At 47.0% G+C, this 19,423-nt stretch carries 7 protein-coding genes; 3 read left to right on the top strand and 4 right to left on the bottom strand.

The genetic code is table 11. The annotated features are described in order from the left end of the window. Positions 1 to 46 precede the first annotated feature (46 nt). From ACEW9O_RS08250 to ACEW9O_RS08240, 3 genes are all read left to right on the top strand, one after another. Complete coding sequence (locus tag ACEW9O_RS08250) at positions 47 to 2,527, top strand: M12 family metallo-peptidase (protein WP_373549671.1); 2,481 nt, start codon at positions 47 to 49, stop codon at positions 2,525 to 2,527. 444 nt (positions 2,528 to 2,971) lie between these two features. After that, complete coding sequence (locus ACEW9O_RS08245; protein ID WP_373549670.1) at positions 2,972 to 5,404, top strand: M12 family metallo-peptidase; 2,433 nt, start codon at positions 2,972 to 2,974, stop codon at positions 5,402 to 5,404. Positions 5,405 to 6,214: 810 nt separating this feature from the next. Next, on the top strand, positions 6,215 to 8,707 hold the full coding sequence (locus ACEW9O_RS08240) for a zinc-dependent metalloprotease (RefSeq protein WP_373549669.1): 2,493 nt from the start codon (positions 6,215 to 6,217) through the stop codon (positions 8,705 to 8,707). Between the two features lie 194 nt (positions 8,708 to 8,901). On the opposite strand, the gene argH is transcribed toward ACEW9O_RS08240, so the two are convergent. The 4 genes from argH to ACEW9O_RS08220 form a co-directional block, all read right to left on the bottom strand. Continuing rightward, the gene (gene argH, locus ACEW9O_RS08235; protein WP_373549668.1) at positions 8,902 to 10,233 is read right to left on the bottom strand and encodes an argininosuccinate lyase; all 1,332 of its coding nucleotides are present in this window, start codon (positions 10,231 to 10,233) and stop codon (positions 8,902 to 8,904) included. Next, positions 10,230 to 11,285 carry a M20 family metallo-hydrolase gene (locus ACEW9O_RS08230; RefSeq protein ID WP_373549667.1) on the bottom strand — a complete coding sequence of 352 codons (1,056 nt, stop codon included), beginning with the start codon at positions 11,283 to 11,285 and terminating at the stop codon, positions 10,230 to 10,232. The genes argH and ACEW9O_RS08230 overlap by 4 nt, the downstream gene beginning before the upstream one ends. A 56-nt stretch (positions 11,286 to 11,341) precedes the next feature. Beyond that, positions 11,342 to 12,112, bottom strand: a complete 771-nt coding sequence (gene argB, locus ACEW9O_RS08225; RefSeq protein ID WP_373549666.1) for an acetylglutamate kinase — start codon at positions 12,110 to 12,112, stop codon at positions 11,342 to 11,344. A 171-nt stretch (positions 12,113 to 12,283) separates the two neighbouring features. Further along, positions 12,284 to 19,330, bottom strand: a complete 7,047-nt coding sequence (locus ACEW9O_RS08220; protein WP_373549665.1) for a T9SS type A sorting domain-containing protein — start codon at positions 19,328 to 19,330, stop codon at positions 12,284 to 12,286. Between the last annotated feature and the right edge of the window lie 93 nt (positions 19,331 to 19,423).

The following is a 19,423-nucleotide window of genomic DNA, read 5'->3' as shown; positions in this document are numbered from 1 at the left end:
ACGTTTGTCCAAACGGAATGGTTTGGCCTTTTAAAATTTGTACTCAATGAGAACACTACTTACTGTCGTGTTGGCGATGCTATTGACATCAGCCAACACTCAAAGCGCTATGCGACCAAGTGACCTGGTGGATGCAGGAAAAAAAAACAAACTACACTTTAAAACCGTCCAACTTTTTGAACGTGCTCCTGAGCTGAGGAGCGAATCCCAGGTAGTCAACGGACTATGGATGTTTCTTAATATGGCAAGTATAATCCCATTGCAAAGGGAGCGGCCCTTGGCCCTCTCTTTGCCCTTGCCGAATGCCGATGGCACGATGATGGAATTGGAATTGGTGCAAGTTGACATTTTTAGCGCCGATTTCGCCGTACAGTTTTCCCAGCAAAGCAATATGCCTACAACCGAGTTCAACGGACTATTTTATCAAGGGCGAATCAAAGGGCACCCGGAATCTATGGCGGCCATCAGTATTTTTAACAACGAAGTAACGGGTGTCATCAGTACCCCGGAGGAAGGCAATCGGGTCTTGGGGCATTACAAAGGAGCGGACCCGCGCTTACACCTTTTACACGCGGATGAACAAATGGCGGAACGGCCCGATTTTCATTGCCTGAGTCCAGACAATGAAATCGAGTACCGGCCAGAAGATTTACAGGCACAACCAGAGCTGCGTAGTGCGGCCCCTTGTGTGCGCTTGTACCTGGAAGTAGACAATGATATTTTTAAAGACAAAGGAGGCCAGGATGGCACCTTACAATATGTGACCGGTATGTTTAATCAGGTTGCCGCTTTATATGCCAATGAAAACATCCGTTTGAGTTTGTCTCAGGTGTTCATTTGGAACAGCAGCAGCCCCTATACCGGATCTGATACGTACACAATACTGACGCAGTTTCAGCGTACCCGCACCAGCTTTAATGGCGATGCAGCAGAATTGATTACTTACAAAGGAGGTGGCGGCATTGCGGTTGTGGATGGCCTCTGTCGCCCTTACAACTCCTTCAAGATGGGTGTAGCTGGTGTGGGTCGCTTTTTTTCCAATCTGCCAACGTACTCTTTCAGCGTAATGGTTGTCGCCCACGAATTGGGACATATCCTTGGTGCTCAGCACACCCATGCCTGCGTTTGGAATGGCAACAATACCGCCATCGATGCATGCCCGGGGTATACGGAGGGCAACTGTAGTGCTACCGAGGCGAGGCCTGCTGGTGGCGGCACCATTATGTCTTATTGCCACTTGAACACGATAGGTATTAATTTTTCGAAGGGATTTGGCACGCAGCCCGGCAATCTGATTCGCAATCGGATTGCTGCGGCTACCTGCTTACAGGTGTGTACAACGGATGGCGGCGGCGGCGGCAACGGTGGCGGCGGAAACAACAACGCCACCTGTGGGGATGTCACTTTTCAGATGACGCTGGACCTTTTTGGCAGCGAAACCACCTGGGAGATCATCAACCCAGCCGGAGTTGCCGTTGAAAAAGGCGGGCCTTATGTGGACAAAACGCTGGGCCAAAAAATTGAGCGCAAGGTATGTTTGCCCTTTGGTTGTTATACCCTCAAAATTTATGACAAAAACAGCGATGGAATTTGCTGTACCTATGGCGAAGGCAGTTACCGCTTAATCGATGCAAATAACGTGGACATCACGAAGGGTTCAGTCTTTGGAAATCTGGTGCAAACCAATTTCTGTGTCACTGCCCCAAACAATGGTGGCGACAACCCTCCACCCGATGCAAAATGTATCAGCATTGATTTTAACCGTTACCCTCCCATCTCTTTTGGGGGCTCCCAGGATGGAGGCACCGCGACCATTGCGGATGCAGGAAAAACCCTGATCATCCAAAACAATGCATGGAAAGCAGTAGCCATCAATTACACTGTGACTACAAAAACCTTTATTGAATTTGAATTTCGCTCCACTCAGTTGGGTGAAATCCACGGCATCGGTTTTGATGATGACGAAAACATCTCATCGCCCTATACTTTCCAACTTTGGGGCTCCCAAACCTGGGGCATCGCAGAATTCCGAAATTATGAAGGAAATAGCCAGTGGAAAAAATACACCATCCCGGTGGGCAAATTTTATACGGGTACTTTTAACCGACTATTTTTTGCCGTGGACAAAGATTCACCCCCTTTTGCCAGTGAATCCCAATTCCGCAATGTGCGCATTTACGAGGAAACACCCTGCCCAGGCTTCCATGAGCCTACCATCGATTTGGGATTAGCTAGACCAGTGGAGCAGAAAAATCCAAATCCAGAAGTATTGATTGCACCCAACCCTAGCGATGTAAGTGCTCGTTTTAGTTTATTGAATTGGCCAGTTGGGCAATACAAATTGAGCGTTTTTGATGCTTTAGGGCAAAAGTTGTTGAACAACTATCCTTTGAATCTAAGTGATTCCAATGTATGGGAATGGCAACTCAATACAACAAACTGGTCATCAGGGGTTTATTTCTATGTCATCCAAAATGAGCAGTTCAAAAAGTCAGGAAAAATGTTAATATCAAGACCCAATAATTAGGTGTTCCTGTACGCAGGAACACTTTTTTTGTCTGATTCAGGTAATTTTTAGTAAAAAAGAAGTCTATGTTAAAAAAATATTTGTACTATGTTAAAAATGCCATTATCTTGCATCTGCTTTTATAGTATTTGTTCCCTCCAAATATCTGTTCACCTATCCCAAATTAGGTTGTTTCTAGCCGAATTTTCACAAACAAACTACATGTAAACCACTTTGTAGACCACTTGGAAATTTAATCACTTACACAAAACCCATTGTTGCCGTTCAGGTCCCATAAGGCGCAGCCTTATGTATTGTTCAGGTACATTCAACGCCTGTAACACTAGACGCTCGTGCACATGTGACACCTTAATCCATAGTAGAAATTAACTTAACAGCTTGTTGACTAATCCTCTCCAAGCTGATTGAATGTCTATTGTTCACCGATTTTTGTATTGGAACACTATGAAATCACTACTAACAATTATGCTGGCATGTGCCTTAATGGGGACACATGCCCAAACGGGGCTACGCCCACAGGAACAAATTGATGCCCTGCGCAAGGGAAAATCCCCTTTCATCAGGCTTGCATTATTCCCTTCTAACAGCGTGCTGGAAGATGTCGAACTTCCACTTGCTCAAGGGCTTACTTTTCAGGAGAGTGTCGCTCAAAATTTATTGCGACACCCACACCCGGTCATTGAAGTTGATCTACCCGTTCAAGGAGAAAGAGTAACACTTGAACTGTACCGAGTTGAATTGTCGAGCGAAGAATATACCCTAAAGTTAGCCGACCCTACGCGTGGACCTAATGAAAGGACTGAAGGTTTGTATTATCGTGGGGTTGTTAAAGAAAAACCTGGATCAATCGCTTCCCTGAGTATCTATGGCGATGAAGTACTGGGAATGATCAGTACGCTGGAAACAGGAAACTTGACGTTAGCCAAATACCAGTCCAAGCTAAACAAAGTCAAAGGTTTACACGTCCTATATCCCGAAGATCAAATACCGGAAAGGCATGACTTTCATTGTTATACCCCGGATGGACAAAGGGGATATTCAGCCAAAGAACTGGAAAACACGCCCAATCTGCGGGCAGCCAACAACTGTGTCAATCTGTACCTTGAGGTAGATTACGATGTGTTTTTGGACAAAGGAGGCTTGGATGCAACTACACGCTATATTCAGGCGGTATTCAATCAAACCGCAACCTTATACGCCAATGAAGGCATCAAGCTTAATCTTTCCCAACTCTACGTTTGGAACACCACCAGCCCTTACAGCGGGTATGATGCCTATGGCTTACTGAATCAATTCAAAAACAAACGTGCCGGGCAGATCAAAGGAGATGCGGGGATGTTGATTTCCTACAAAGGTGGGGGTGGCATTGCGGTAGTAGATGGTTTGTGCGATCCTTTCAATCTGGGGTACGCTGGGATTGGCAAAAGTTACAGCGTTGCGCCAGCGTATTCTTTCACGGTAATGGTGCTAACCCACGAGTTGGGGCATATTTTGGGATCACAACATACCCATGCCTGCGTATGGAATGGCAACAATACAGCCATTGATGGTTGCCCTGGTTTTACGGACGGCGGTTGTGCTACTCCAGCCGTACCCAAACAAGGTGGTACCATCATGTCATACTGCCACATTACGCAATATGGCATCAATTTTTCCTTGGGTTTTGGCTTGCAACCCGGCAACCTCATCCGCAACCGCATTGCCAGTGCCCCCTGCGTGAGCGCTTGTACAACGACTGTTGTGGTACAACCTACTTGTGGAGAAATCACTTTTACCCTTATTCTCGACGATTATGGCAATGAAATTACCTATGAAATCCTCGATGCTACCAATGCCGTAGTGGATCGTGGTGGGCCCTATGGCATCAAAAGCAATGGGCAAAAAATTCAAAAAAAGCTCTGCCTTCCAGCTGGGTGTTACAAGTTACGCGTGCTCGATTCCAGAGGTGATGGCCTTTGCTGTCGTTACGGCAATGGCTCCTTTTCTTTGGTAGATAGTGAAGCCAAGGTGCTAGCAGAAGGGGGAACTTTTACAAAAGAAGCGGCCACTTCATTCTGCATTGATAATTCGGGGCGCAAAGTTACCGATGTTCCCCCTCCTCCTCCCCCACCTACCAATAATGCGGGTTGTATCAACGTCAATTTCAATACTGTTAATGTACTGTCTTTCGGAGAGTCGCAAGACCAAGGCACCTCGTCAATTATTGAAAATGGCAACGGTCTGGTCTTAAATGGCAATGCCTGGAAAGCGATTCAGCTCGACCGAACCATCACGGCCAATACGGTTCTAGAGTTTGAATTCCGCTCTACCCAAAAATCAGAGATTCATGGGATTGGTTTTGACAACGATATGAGCATTAATACGTATTTCACCTTTCAACTTGGGGGCACCCAAGTATGGGGGTATCAAGAGTTTAATACTTATGTTGGGTATGGAAGTTGGAAAAAATACATCATCCCGGTTGGTCAAAAATACACGGGTGAAACCAAATATTTGTTTTTTGCCAATGACAACGATGAAAATCTCATTGCGGGCAATGCTCAATTCCGCAATGTCAAAATTTACGAGACCAAACCCTGTTTGCTCTTAAATGAGCTAGTTCCAGAACATCAACCTATCCCACAGGTACTGGCCTCGCCTAATCCTGCGCACCAACAATTAAACTTGCAGCTGGATTATTTTCCGCCAGGGCATTATCAGGTACAAGTGCTGGATCTTTTGGGAAAAATAATTAGCAGCAAAAAAATTGACCACATCCTGGGTAGCCCAGTTATTGATTTTCCAGTAGCCGATCTTCCCAGTGGCATGTACATCTACCAGGTGAAGGGCAAAAGCCTTCAACAGTCTGGCAAATTTATGGTTGACCATTCAAAATGAAAAAAACATAGAATTTAGCCTTACACTGATAGGGTGAAGCTTCGGTTTCACCCTTTTTTTGTCTTTCTGTCAAGTCTCTGAATGTAAAACTTGCGTCAAAAAAAAATCTGTATTATTTTGGGCTTGTTTTCATCACCTTATCAAAGGTTACTCCAGCCTGCCCTCTAAAAATAATTGGCGAAACCTTCTACCTATCGCCCCTCCCAAAAACTGTACAAGAAATATGATCAATGTGGTCATAGCTGTCTTTATTATGGAATTGCCCAACGCAGGAACTGCGTGAGGAGGCGACTCTACCTAACTTTGGCTTTATAACATCCTTATAAGGCGTGAATTGTTTTTTAAGGTTACTCATTTGAGGGCTTTGCTCACAAGCAAAGCCCTACTTGTCTCTTAAGTCAGAGAATTGTCAGTTTATCGCCTGTTTTTAGCTTCTCTTGTTTTAGGGGTTGTTTTTCTGGTTGATAGACTTATCTTTGCGATACAAAACAAAAAAAGAATTATATTTTTTTTGTTTTACGCACAATCCAAACTCAAGGGATGGAGTTATAAAGTGCAAATTCCTTCCCAAACTTTAGCGCTAATCCAGAACACGGATACTTGCTTGCCACGCCAACTAACAATAGTAATCTCACACCAACAAGACGTCACTACTAATTTTTAGCCCATACTTTGCTTTGTCTTGAGCATAGGTAATCATTCTTTACACACAGGGGATTAACACACTTTGAGAAAACCAGCGGCTTGGTGTACCATGTCGTCACTTTATTGTAGTAACCTTAAAAGTTTTACCAAAAACCGATTCACGCCATGAGAACTGTACTTACGCTGGCGATGGCTATGGCTTTGTCCATAGTCCATGCACAACTATCTTTACGTCCTGCGGAGCTGGTCGAAGCTCAGAAAAGCAATCGCGCTAAATTTGTCAAGTATCAACTGTTTGACCGGGCACCAAATCTGCGCGATGCAGACGCTGTAAACGCTCAGTGGCTGTCCTTGCGGTCGGAAGACCTGCGAGGACTGCTACAAGCGCGCCCCAAAGCAATGACCTTTCCTGTACCTGCGGGCGATGCGGGCACTTACGAATTAGAACTGGTACAAGTCAACCTTTTTGCTGATGACTTCAGCATCGTATTGGCCAGTAATCCTAAGGTTATGCACGAAATGAACAGTGGCGTTCATTATCGGGGCATCGTTAAAGGACAACCCGAATCCGTGGTAGCCATCAGTGTTTTTGACGACGAGATTTCGGGCGTCATCAGCACACCCGATCACCCCAACCAGGTATTGGGCCGTTACAAAAGCAGCGACCGCCGCTTGCACATGCTGCATGAAGACAGCATGATGGAAGACCATCCAGAGTTTGATTGTAAAACTGCAGATAGTGGTCAGGCTTACCGGGCGGAAGAACTTAGAGATGCACCCGAGCTAAGAGGTGCTGCATCCTGTGTACGGGTTTACCTGGAAGTAGACAATGATGTATTTGTAGACAAAGGTGGTCAAGATGGCACTGCACAATACATCACCGGTGTATTCAACCAGGTAGCGACCTTGTACGCCAAAGAAAACATCAGTTTGACTTTGTCGCAGGTGTTCATTTGGAACACCACCAGTCCGTATTCTGGTTCGGATACCTACAGTTTACTCACCCAATTCCAACGTACCCGCAGTACCTTTAATGGTGATGCCGGGATGTTGCTTTCTTACCGAGGCAATGGCGGTATTGCGGTAGTAGATGGTTTGTGTCGGCCTTATACTTCGTTTAAAATGGGGTATTCTGGCATTGGCAAAACCTATTCTGCCGTGCCTACTTTTTCATTCACGGTGATGGTGGTAGCGCATGAATTGGGACACATTCTTGGCTCACAGCACACACATGCCTGTGTATGGAATGGCAACAATACTGCCCTGGATGCTTGCCCCGGCTTTACAGAAGGCAATTGTGCGGCAACCATAGCTGCACCTACGGGTGGTGGAACGATCATGTCCTACTGTCACCTCAACCGGGTTGGGATTAGCTTCACCGTCGGTTTTGGTACCCAGCCAGCTACGCTGATGCGCAACCGGATTGCGGCAGCTACCTGTTTGGTGGCGTGCCCAACTGGAGGTGGAGGTGGAACCGGAACAGGTGGTGGGACTGGCACCGGGACTGGAACAGGTACAGCTACTTGTGCCAACGTTACTTTTTCACTTACCCTGGACATGTTCGGCAGCGAAACGACCTGGGAAATCCTCAACCCGGCAGGGGTTGCAGTAGATAAAGGTGGGCCATATGTAGACAAAACAGCTGGCCAAAAAGTGGAAAAAACGATCTGCCTTCCTTTTGGCTGCTACAGATTGCGTATTCTGGACAAAATTGGTGATGGGATCTGTTGCAGTTATGGCACTGGGGCATTCAAATTGTTGGACGCCAACAACGTGGTCATTGCCCAAGGTGGACAATTCACCAAAGAATCGCTGACCAGCTTCTGTGTACAGTCATCAGGTGGCGGCAATCCTCCCCCACCTACCAATACCACTTGTACCAATATTGACTTCAGCAAGACGGTTCCAGTATCCTTCGGTGGGTCTCAGGATGGGGGTTCGGCCACGGTTGCCGACCTCGGCAAATCCTTAACCATCAAGAACAATGCCTGGAAAGCCGTTCCATTGGCTTATACCATCACGGCCAATACCTACATAGAGTTTGAGTTCCGCTCTACCTTACAGGGTGAAATTCATGGTATAGGTTTCGACGATGATGAAAACATTTCGGCTCCTTATACCTTCCAATTGTGGGGTAAACAATCCTGGGGGATTACCAATTTCCGCAATTATGAAGGCAATGGGGCCTGGAAAAAGTACACCATCAAAGTGGGACAGTTTTATACCGGAGCAACCAAGTACCTGTTCTTTGCCGCCGACATGGATGCAGCGCCATACACCAGTGAGTCGCAGTACCGCAATGTGCGCATTTACGAAACTACCCCTTGCCCTGGCTTCCAACAACCCAATACTGAAGGCCTTGGTTTTGGCACCAACCTGCTGAATGAAAAACCAGCCGTAGTCATTTATCCCAATCCAACCCACACCAATGCCAAAGCTCAGGTCAGCCTTAGTTCCTGGCCAGCTGGGCAATACCAGCTTGACGTTTTTGATGTTTACGGAAAAGTGGTCCGCAATCAGTCCCTGAATGTGGCTGCTTATGGCGAGCACTCGTTTGATTTGGAAACTGCGGATTTACCGGCAGGCACCTACTTGTATAAAATCGGCGATGAAAATTTGAAACTGTCCGGCCGGGTGGTCGTGATGAGTGGCAATTAAGAGCTTGTTTAAAGCTGATGCTCCTAGCCAAGGTTGAAGACAAAGCCTTGGCTAGGTTTACTTTACTTGAATAAGTTCCCCTTTTTTTGTTCCCAATTTTGGATAAAGTGTTCTAATTGCTGGTATCTGTCGATGACCGATCGCCCTTCATGGTCGGTTATCGATAGGTCCAGTTTTTTAAAACCACCTAGTGGTTATTTCACCATTTTCCCCAGTTGCTCCAACACTCCTTCAAACCCAAATCCACTCCACACCCTCTCCCACTTCTCTTTGATCTCCGCCGTACACAAATTCCCAATACTCCCTTCATGAGTATGATTCAAAGTCCGATCGGGATTAAAGGTTCCGTTTTCAATGTCCATGCCCACCTGGCGATACGCGTCGCGAAACGGAATACCTTCCAGAGCCAGTTTGTTGACCACTTCTACCGAATACAGGTATTTATACTTGTCGTCGTCGAGGATGTTGGTTTTAGGTTGCATTTGCGGGAGCGCAAAACACAGCATGGCTAAACAGCTTTTTGCTGATTCAATGGCCGGGAAAATCACCTCTTTCAACAACTGAAAATCGCGGTGGTAGCCACTCGGCAAGTTGCTGGTCAACAGGCTTACTTGCTGAGGCAAAGCGGCCAGTTGGGTGCATTTAGCCCGCAGCAATTCAAATACATCGGGGTTCTTCTTGTGGGGCATGATGCTTGAGCCCGTGGTCAGTTCATCGGGGTAACTCAAAAAGGCAAAATTCTGGTTGAGGTACAAGACCATGTCCATCGATAATTTATTCAAAGTATGTCCCAAGCCAGAAAGGGCAAAAGCCAGAAACAATTCGGTTTTGCCGCGCCCCATTTGGGCATGCACCACATTGTAGTTCAGATCAGCAAAGCCCAATAACTCCGTGGTCATCCGCCGATTCAGCGGAAAAGAAGAGCCATAACCTGCCGCCGAACCCAGTGGATTTTGATTGATGATCTGGTAGGCACTTTGAAACTGCCGCAAATCATCCACCAGCGACTCCGCATATGCCCCCAACCACAAACCAAAGGAAGACACCATTGCCACCTGCAAGTGAGTATAGCCAGGCAAAAGAATGTCTTTATACTTTTCAGAAAGACTTTGCAACACCTCGAAGAGTTCACCAATTTGGGTGCTCAACGCCTCAATCTCCGCCCGCAAAAACAAACGCAAATCAACCAAAACCTGGTCATTGCGCGAACGACCGCTGTGGATTTTTTTGCCCATATCGCCCAGGCGGCGCGTGAGCAACATTTCCACTTGGGAATGGACATCCTCTACCCCATCCTCAATGACAAAATTGCCAGCTACGGCTTCCTGGTACAATTCCTTCAATGCCGCCGCCAGCGCTGTATATTCCGCTGGTTCCAACAAACCGATGCTACACAGCATCTCAATGTGTGCCAAAGAGCCCAGAATGTCGTAAGGGGCCAGGTATAAGTCCATTTCCCGATCCCGCCCCACGGTAAAGGTTTCTACTTCCGACCAGGCGGAGATGGATTTTTGCCAAAGTTTCATATTATTCCTTCAATCAGTTGAATATAGCAATCAATTCCTGCCCGAATTTCACTCAGTCGAATGTACTCATCAGCAGTATGTGAACGCGCCGAGTCGCCAGGGCCAATTTTTAAGGATGGAAAAGGCATCAAAGCCTGATCCGACAAAGTGGGCGAACCAAAGTAAGGCAAACCCAATTGGAGCCCACTTTGCACCAAGGGATGCTCCAAAGCAATGCCAGACGAGTTGAGGCGAAAGGAACGCGCTTTAAGTTCCGATTGCACTTTGCTTTGCAATAGGTCAAAAATCTCCTCGTTGCGGTAACACTCGTTGGTACGCACATCAATCACAAAGCGGCAGGAATCGGGCACCACATTGTGTTGTTTACCCGCTTCGACTTGAGTGATGCTCATTTTTACCTTACCCAAGAGGGGTGAAACCCGTTCCAGTTCCAGGTTGCGGATGAGATTGATGTCCTCCAGGGCGATGTAGATGGCATTCACCCCCTCTTCCCGGGCAGCATGACCAGCCACACCACGTGCTTCGCCATCAATGACCATCAAACCTTTTTCAGCAATGGCCATGCGCATTTGGGTGGGTTCACCGACGATGGCGAAGTCAATTTGACCCAACTCGGGAAGCAGGGCAGCGATGCCATTGGCACCGGAAATTTCCTCTTCCGCCGTAGCCGCCATGATCAGGTTGACGGGCAAATCGCTGCGTTCATAAAAATGGACAAAAGTAGCCAGGAGCGAAACCAATGGCCCTCCAGCATCGTTGCTACCCAAGCCATATAAAATGTCTTCTTGTTCTATTCCAGGATGAAAAGGGTCACGTTGCCAGCCCGTAGCAGGTTTGACGGTATCGATGTGCGAATTGAGCAAAAGGATGGGCTTGCCGGCTTGCCAATGGCGACTCCGAGCCCAAAGATTATTCAAATGGCGCTGAAAGGGGATGTTTTTTTCGGTAAAAAAAGCAGCAACACGCTCGGCGGCCTGCGCTTCTTCCCTAGAAAAGGAAGGGGTCGCAATCAAGTTTTTCAACAAATCAATGGCCGCGTCTGCTAAATTCATGAAGCAAAATTTTCGCCGCAAAGATACTTTTTATGATTTAGTAGTGGGTCAAAAAATTAATCCGCATAAATTACCGTGCCACCACCTTGTACCAGGGATTCGGGTCCACAAATGATTACTTCTTTTACTCCCTGTGCTAAAGCATCGAAGGCATTGTCGAGTTTGGGCAACATCCCGGCATATACGACCCCTTCTGCCTTGTAACGTGCATAATCCGCGGCGTTGATGCGCGGAATGACGGAGTTGTCATCTTCCGCATTGCTCAAGACCCCATTTTTATCCAAACACAAATACAGTTTTACTTCGTAAAGCGCCGACATAGCTGTTGCCAAACTAGAGGCAATGGTGTCCGCATTGGTATTGAGCAATTGTCCTTGCCCATCGTGGGTGATGGCGCAAAAAACCGGGACAAACTCGGCGCTCAACAAGCGGTGAATGGCTTCAGCATTCACCACATCCAGATCACCTACAAAACCATAATCAATTTCTTTGACTGGTCGCCGGTGGGCCAGGATCACATTGCCATCCGCACCACTCAGTCCCAAGGCATTGCCGCCGATGGATTGTAACAAAGCGACGATCTGTTTATTAAAAAGGCCGGCATATACCATGGTAGCCACCTCTAGGGCAGCAGCATCGGTAATCCGCCGGCCGTTGACCATTTGTACAGGAATGCCCAGTTTCTCACTGAGTTCGGATGCTTTTTTGCCACCGCCATGTACAATGATTTTTTGTCCTTCTTTTTGTAAAAAAGCCTCCAGGATGGGTTGTAAGAGGGGTAAATCGTCAATGACTTTGCCACCAACTTTTAAGATGTGTAAGTTCATCGTGCTTGGGTATTGTATTTGGCTTTGAGCACGAAGATAGTGTTTTATAGTGGGTGGGAAAAAAATTGTAGGGGCAAGCCTATTTGCTTGCCCCTACCGAGGCAACCGCAAGGCTTGCCCCTACCAAATTGGATAAATAAGGGCGGCCACGCAAGGGCCGCCCCAACCAATTTACATCTTATTGATACGAATCAACTCTGGTGCCTGACCACTCCGCAATACGCGGATGAGGTACAGACCAGAAGGTAATGTCTTCAGATCCAGTTCGCCTTCAGTCGCGCCTGCATCAAACTTCTCCCGGTTGATGACTCCACCATTGAGGTTGAGTACCTCTACGGAAATTCCGGATTCATCCACTTCTTTAGGATTGTTGAAAATCAGTCGCACCCGATCGTTGGTGGGGTTTGGATAAGCATCCGTTGTAGGCACTGCTCCAAATCCTTTACAATCGTTGACGTTGAAGGTTGCACCGCTCAGTTCAACAAAACCGCAGTATGGCCCGCCACCCATCTTCAATTGCAGCATCACCTCAAAGAGGGTTGCGTAATTGTTGAGGTTCACTTGAACCGGATTGACGATCACGGGGTGTATGCGGTAGGTTCCGACCTGAGTTACTTTGAATTCAGGTTTGTCGCTGATACCCAGGATGTTCGCTTTGTCCCCATCAGTCAGCACGTAGTACAATTTCAGCGGCGCGTCTGCCATGTTCATGGATACAACATTTGCCTTAATGGTAATGCCAGCAGGAACAAAACAAGACATGGTTTGAGGATCCAAACGACCAGCCATCATCATGCCACAATCGGTGCAAAGTTTAATGTCCAGCATAAAGCCTACATCGATCAGGTTGCACTTGAAGATCGTGACTTCTTCCACGATGTCATCAATAGTCGATTGACCGATAGAAATCAGCTTGAGCGGATCAAAATCCTTTGGATTGTAGATCAGTTGGTAGACGGTGTACTTGCCAATCTTGCAAAGGAAGAATTCAGGCTTGTCGTATACCACGTTGATGATCTTGCTATTCGGCGCAGAAACCAGGTAAAGAATCTTCCAACCTTGTGGAATTACTGGTGCTTTTTTCCATTCCAATTTAATGTAAGCACAAGCTCCTTGTTGGATACAAGGTACATTCACATAAGGTTTGAATTCACCCAATTTAGCGGTACAACATGGCCCGGTAATGAAGCGAACACCTATTTCATCCAGGCTGTAGCAAATTTGCACGTTGTTGCTGAGTTGCGTTTTCAGCCCGGCAATAGTTGTCACACCCAACTGGATTGTATTCGGATTGAAGGTATTCGGATCGTACACCAGCGTATGGATCGTCCAGTTTTTGAGGCTATTGACCACAAAACTTGGTGTAGTGTTGATTTGTTCAATCACTTTATTGTTGCCGCTGGCGCTAGCTAGCAGGTATCTCACCTGATAGTTTACAGGAACAATTGGAGGAATGTTCGCCGTAGCCTGTAAGGTAGCAGGTAAAGTAGATTTACAAGTATCTCCAACCGGTTTCAACGTACCAGCAAATGCGATACAAGTGAATTGGCAATTGGAAATTTCAAACGCTACTCCACCATCCAGTGCGGCACAAACGTTGCTGTTAATCTGATTAGAGATAAAGCTCAATGTCGCACCCGCTGGATAATTCAAATTCAAGGTTCCTGGTAGGTAGACCAGGACATGAATCCGGTACACCCCTGACTGGGTAATCGTGAAGGAAGGAGTGGTTTTGATCTCTCTGATTACCAAAGTATTGCCACTGGTCAAAATGTAGCGAACCACATAACCAGCTGGAACGGTTGGCTGTTGAGAAACCGTAGCGGTGAATACGCCTTGGCCATTGACCAAACAAGGTTCTCCTACCACCACCAGCTTACCAGGGGCGGCGACGCAGGGTACAACACAAGCAGGTACTTCAAAGAGCGCTCCACCTGTTTCAACGCTGGCGCAAATACCACCACCACCTTCGATGAACTGTGCCCGCAAGCTGTTCACTGTGGTTACACCCAATTGGATGCTAGCCAGAGAGAAGGTAGTCGAGTTGTACACCAATACATGGATACGGTAAGTCCCCGTTTCAGCAACGCTAAAGCTTGGGTTGGTACCAAAGTCAATGATAACCTTGTTGGCGCCTTTGCTCAATAAGTAGCGAATACCATAGCCAGAAGGAACGGTACTTGCGGTGAGCGAACTAGCAGAGAGCAGCACTTCGCCATTTTTAGGCAAACATACTTCGCTATTGGGCTTGAGTTTGCCCGCATCTGCTGGGCAGGTACAAGGAGTGATGTAGAAACTTGTTCCAATCAAATCCAATGCCCCACAAATGGTACCTCCGCCTTGGATCAACTTCGCATTGATCTGAGCTATTGTAGTAGTACCTATGATGATTGAATTCAATGGCAAGGTATTCGGATCGTATACCAACGTAAGTACCCGGTAGTTACCCGTTTGGTTGATGCCAAATTTAGGTTGAAGTTCAATTTGGCGAACGACGTTATCTGGAGTTACCAACAAGTAGCGACGGGCATAACCAGAAGGAATGGTCGAAGCTCCATTTGCTGGATGTTTTGCACTAATCCAGGCATAACCTACCGACAAACATTCTTCCAATTCAGGTACCAGTGTTCCAGCATTGGCTTCACAAAGTGGCGTACATTCCTTAACCGTGAAACAAACACCCGTCATATCCACATGCCCACAGATGCTTCCTCCCGTCAACCATGTATTCAAAAGTTGTAAAGAGGTTACACCTTTAATGATGTTGTTCGGGTTGAAAGTCAATGCGCGGAATACAAAGACGTGTATGCAGTAAGTACCCGCTTTTTTCACCCAGAAGCACTTGTCTTCTACTACATCTACAATGATGCCTTTGTCATTCACCATGGCGTAGCAAACAGTGAATCCACTAGGTGTTGCAGGTGGAGTAACTACTCCAACGCAGATTTTGACAGAGTCAATCAAACATGGAATGGTGCCCACACTCAATTTTCCAGCATTTACATTACAAGTACTCGTGCATGCTACCACCGTGAAACAAACCCCATTCACATCAATCGCTGCACAGTATTCCTGTAGCCAGAGTTTGAGTTGTGCAATGGTTGTATTGTTTTCGATGATTCGCCCAACGTTGAAAGAGGCAGTTGGGAAAATAAAGGTATGCATGCAGTAAGTTCCGGTATTGCGTACCACTGCGCTTGGCTGTTCGGTTACATCAATAATCACGCCATTGGCGTTGGTAATTGCGTAGCAAACAGTATAACCAGTTGGTATAATCGCTGGAATTGTAAAGTCAGCAATCAAAGTAGAAATACCGCCTGCTGGCAAACAAACCGGTATCCGAGGTACAAGTTTGCCTACGAATACTTCACAGGTCGGGCTACAGGATTGAACGTTGAAGCATACGCCAGTCAAATCGATCGCAGAGCACAAGTCTTTGAGCCACAAATTGAGCTGAGCCAAAGTTGTGTTGTTTTCAATGATCCGACCCAAGTTGAATTGGCTGGTCGGGAACACAAAGGTGTGCATGCAGTAAGTACCTGGAGTGCGTACAACTACGGATGGGGTTTCAGTCACATCCACAATCACACCGTTGGCGTTTACAATGGCATAACAAACCGTGTAGCCAGTTGGTACAATTGGTGCGATTAGTACCTGCGTGGAAAGGGTCACCGCTCCACCTGCAACGATACAGTTGGGGACGTTCGCCTTCAGTTTGCCCGCAGTAACGGTACAAGTGTTGCAATACCCTACGTTGAAATAGGCACCATCCAGGTCAAGGGCGGCACAGATCGTTCCACCTCCTTGAATCAGCAGCGCATTGAGTTCACTCAACTGAGTGCTGTTCAGGTAAACGGTGAAATTGAGCGTATTTGGATGATATACCAGGGTATGAATCCGGTATTTACCAGTAGTAGTCACGGTAAAGTCAGGTGTGCTGCCGACCTTTATGATGACCTTGTTGTCACCAGTAGTCAACAAATAACGGACTACATAGCCGCTTGGTACGTTAGGCTGAGTGCCTACATTGGCCAAAAGGCGCGTGCTATTCCAGTTGTCGATACATGGCGCACCTGTCGGAATCAAAGTACCTGCAGTGACACCACAAGTTTGCTGGCAATTGCTCACGACAAAATACGCCCCAACTGGGTCAACCGCTGCACAAATGGTACCACCATCCTGGATGAAGGTTTGTTTTACCGTTTTGAGCATGGTCACCCCATATTGGATGGCCGTAGCAGGGTTCCAGGTAGTTGGATGGTAAACCAATGCATGAATGCGGTACCCACCTGTATTGCCCACCGTAAAGTCAGGACTGTTGCCTACCAGCAAAATGGTCATGTTGTCTCCATACGTCAATACGTATTTCAAAACATAACCGGAAGGAATCACTGGAGCGCGATCGGTGATACCTTGCAAACGTGCACCGGAAACCGCAGTCAGACAAACCTGAGCTTTGGCCTTCAAAGTGCCCGCTTCTACATCACAGCCTTCGCAGGGTTTCACTACGAATACTGCTCCGTTTTCATCGAGGCTTGCACAAGTTGGTACAATGCCACGCACCAACAGTACTTTCAACTCTTCAATGGTGGTAGAATTGAGCACAATTTGGCTCAAATTGAAGGTACTTGGATTGTAGACTAAAGCGTGGATACGCCAGGTACCGGTAGTATGTACAACAAAGTCGGGTTTGTCGCCAATGTCAGTAATTACTTTATTGGCACCAAACGTAACCAAATAACGCAGTTGATAGCCGTTTGGAATCACTGGAGCAATATTGGTTGCAGCGCGCAGGCGAGCATCCCACCAGTTGTCCAAACATGGGCCGTTGGCCGTTTTTAAGGTGCCTGAATAAGCAGTACAATTGGTACAATTGACCACATCAAAGATGGCACCCGTACCATCTAGTGCACCACAAATTTGTCCGCCACCTTGAATCAGTTGGCTGACAATGGCTGAAGCTCTGGTGGTTCCGTAAATTACACCCGTCAAATTGAGTGTAGCTGGATTGTACACCAAAGTATGAATCCGGTAGCGACCGGTAGTTGCTACGGTGAAATCAGCAGTGGAGGAGATGTTTTGGATGACCAGATTGTCAGTGTTGGTCAGTACATACCGAAGTAAAAATCCTTCGGGTACTGATGGCGCCGTAAGGGTAGTTGCCCGGATACGAGCAGTACCACCAGCTGGCAAACAAGCCTGATCCAACACCTTCAAAGTGCCGGCAGCTGCCGCACAAGTTGGAGAGCAAGTAGCTACATCAAATACCAACCCACTCAATTGGATTGAACCACAAATGGCACCACCACCTTCGACTAGGCGATCGCGGATACCTTGAGCGGTAGTAACCCCAGACTGGATATCATTGATGTTAAAAGTACTTGGGTTGTACACAAAGGCGTGGATGCGGTAACGTCCAGCAGTAGTAACCGTAAAGTCGGCTACCTCTTTTACTTGACGAACTACCAGCACATCACCTTGCGTGAGGATGTAACGCAGGTTGTAACCAGCAGGTACAATCGACGCCACACTTACGTTGGCCCGAATGCGTGCCGATCCTGCGTTCAAACATGGCAGATCGATAGCGACCAAAGTACCTGCCTTAGCGGAACAAACACAACTGGTCACATCAAATTGTGCACCCGTCAAATCCAGGGCTCCACACAATTGACCACCACCTTGGATCAACAACTTGCTGATGTCGGTAGCCTTGGTAAAGCCAAAAATAACGGTGCTCAAATCCAGATCAGCCGGATTGTAAATGAGCGTATGGATGCGGAATGTACCCGTTTTGGTGACATTGAACGTTGGGTTTAAACTAACGTTTTCAATGACCAAATTCGGTCCAAAAGTCAACACATAACGACGCTGGTAGCCCGCAGGAACAACCGCTGCAACATCCACCAATGCAGTCAATTTTGCAGGGGTGATGTTGTCGTAACAAACCTGAATTTCTGGTTTGAGTTTACCCGCAGTTGGTTCACATGGACAAGCTGTAACGTCGAAAGTAGCGCCAAACAAATCCAGCGCAGCACAAATCAAACCGCCTCCTTGCACCAATCTACTGTTGATGGTGGAGGCCTTGGTCGTACCAAATATCACGCCACTCAAATCCAGGGTAGCTGGATTGTACACCAGGGTATGGATGCGGTAACGGCCAGTTTGAGCGACGGTAAACTGAGGGTTCTGTTGAATCTGCATGATGGTGAGGTCTTCACCACGGGTCAGTACGTAACGTACGATGTAGCCATCGGGCACTACCGTTGCTACAACCCGGTTTGCAGTCAGTTGTACAGAGCCACTGTTGATACAGGGTTGGCTTGCGGCCACCAATGCACCTGGGTTGGCTGCACAAGGACAAATGCTAACATTGAACTTGGCTCCCACAACGTCCAAAGCACCACATATCTTGCCCCCACCCTGAACGAGTAGTTTCAAAATATCGGCGGCTTTGTATTCTCCGGGATCAAAAATGCCTAGATTGAGTTTGGCAGGGTCATAGACTAAGGTATGAATCGTGAAAATCCCTGCCTTGCGTACGATAAAATCTGGAGTAGCTGACAATTCTTCTAGTACTAAGTCAGCTCCACTCGTCAATACATAAATAACTTTGTAGTTCGATGGTACAGGGAAAGTAGGCGCTGTAACACTTAGCGCTTGCAAACGAGCAGTTCCATTATCCAGGCAGTTTTGGGCCAGGATGCGTAGTGATCCTGCCGTAACGCCACAGGTATCACATTCATTAAAGGCAAATTGAGCACCAGTGGTGTCGATTCCAGCACAGAGGAGCGAAGCGCTATTAGCAAAACGACGCGCCAACTGTGTCACCTTGTAATCTTTTGGTGGGAAAAGAGTATCCGGGTTGAGCTTGGTTGGATCATACACGAGGGTGTGTATGCCATATAGCCCTTCCGCCTTCACTTTGAACAGTGGGCTTGCATTTTTGGCAAGCACTCGCTGCCCACTTCCTTGGGAAAGTAGATAGGTTCGAGCAAAACCTGGTGGTACTACTGAAGCCTCGATCTGCTTTGCTTCTATCAGGGCGGAATCCTTGTTCAAACACACTTTTAAATCTCCCAATTTTCCGACTTTGGTCGTACAAGTGATTAGATTTGGCTGCTGTGCAAACGCAGGAATCCCCATTAAGAAAAACAGAATAGGCATCAAGTTTTTCAGAGGCCGCAAATGGCTTGGAAAGAGGTACTTAATGGGTATCATAATTAATCGTTTTCAGTGAAATTGTGGAAAACCAATTATGATCCCGGGCTATTTTGCCCACGAATTTACTCGTGGGTGTCCTATGGTTGTCCA

This window comes from Haliscomenobacter sp. (assembly GCF_041740695.1).
In the GTDB taxonomy this organism is placed as follows: domain Bacteria; phylum Bacteroidota; class Bacteroidia; order Chitinophagales; family Saprospiraceae; genus Haliscomenobacter.
This window is presented reverse-complemented; position numbering and strand designations above follow the sequence as displayed.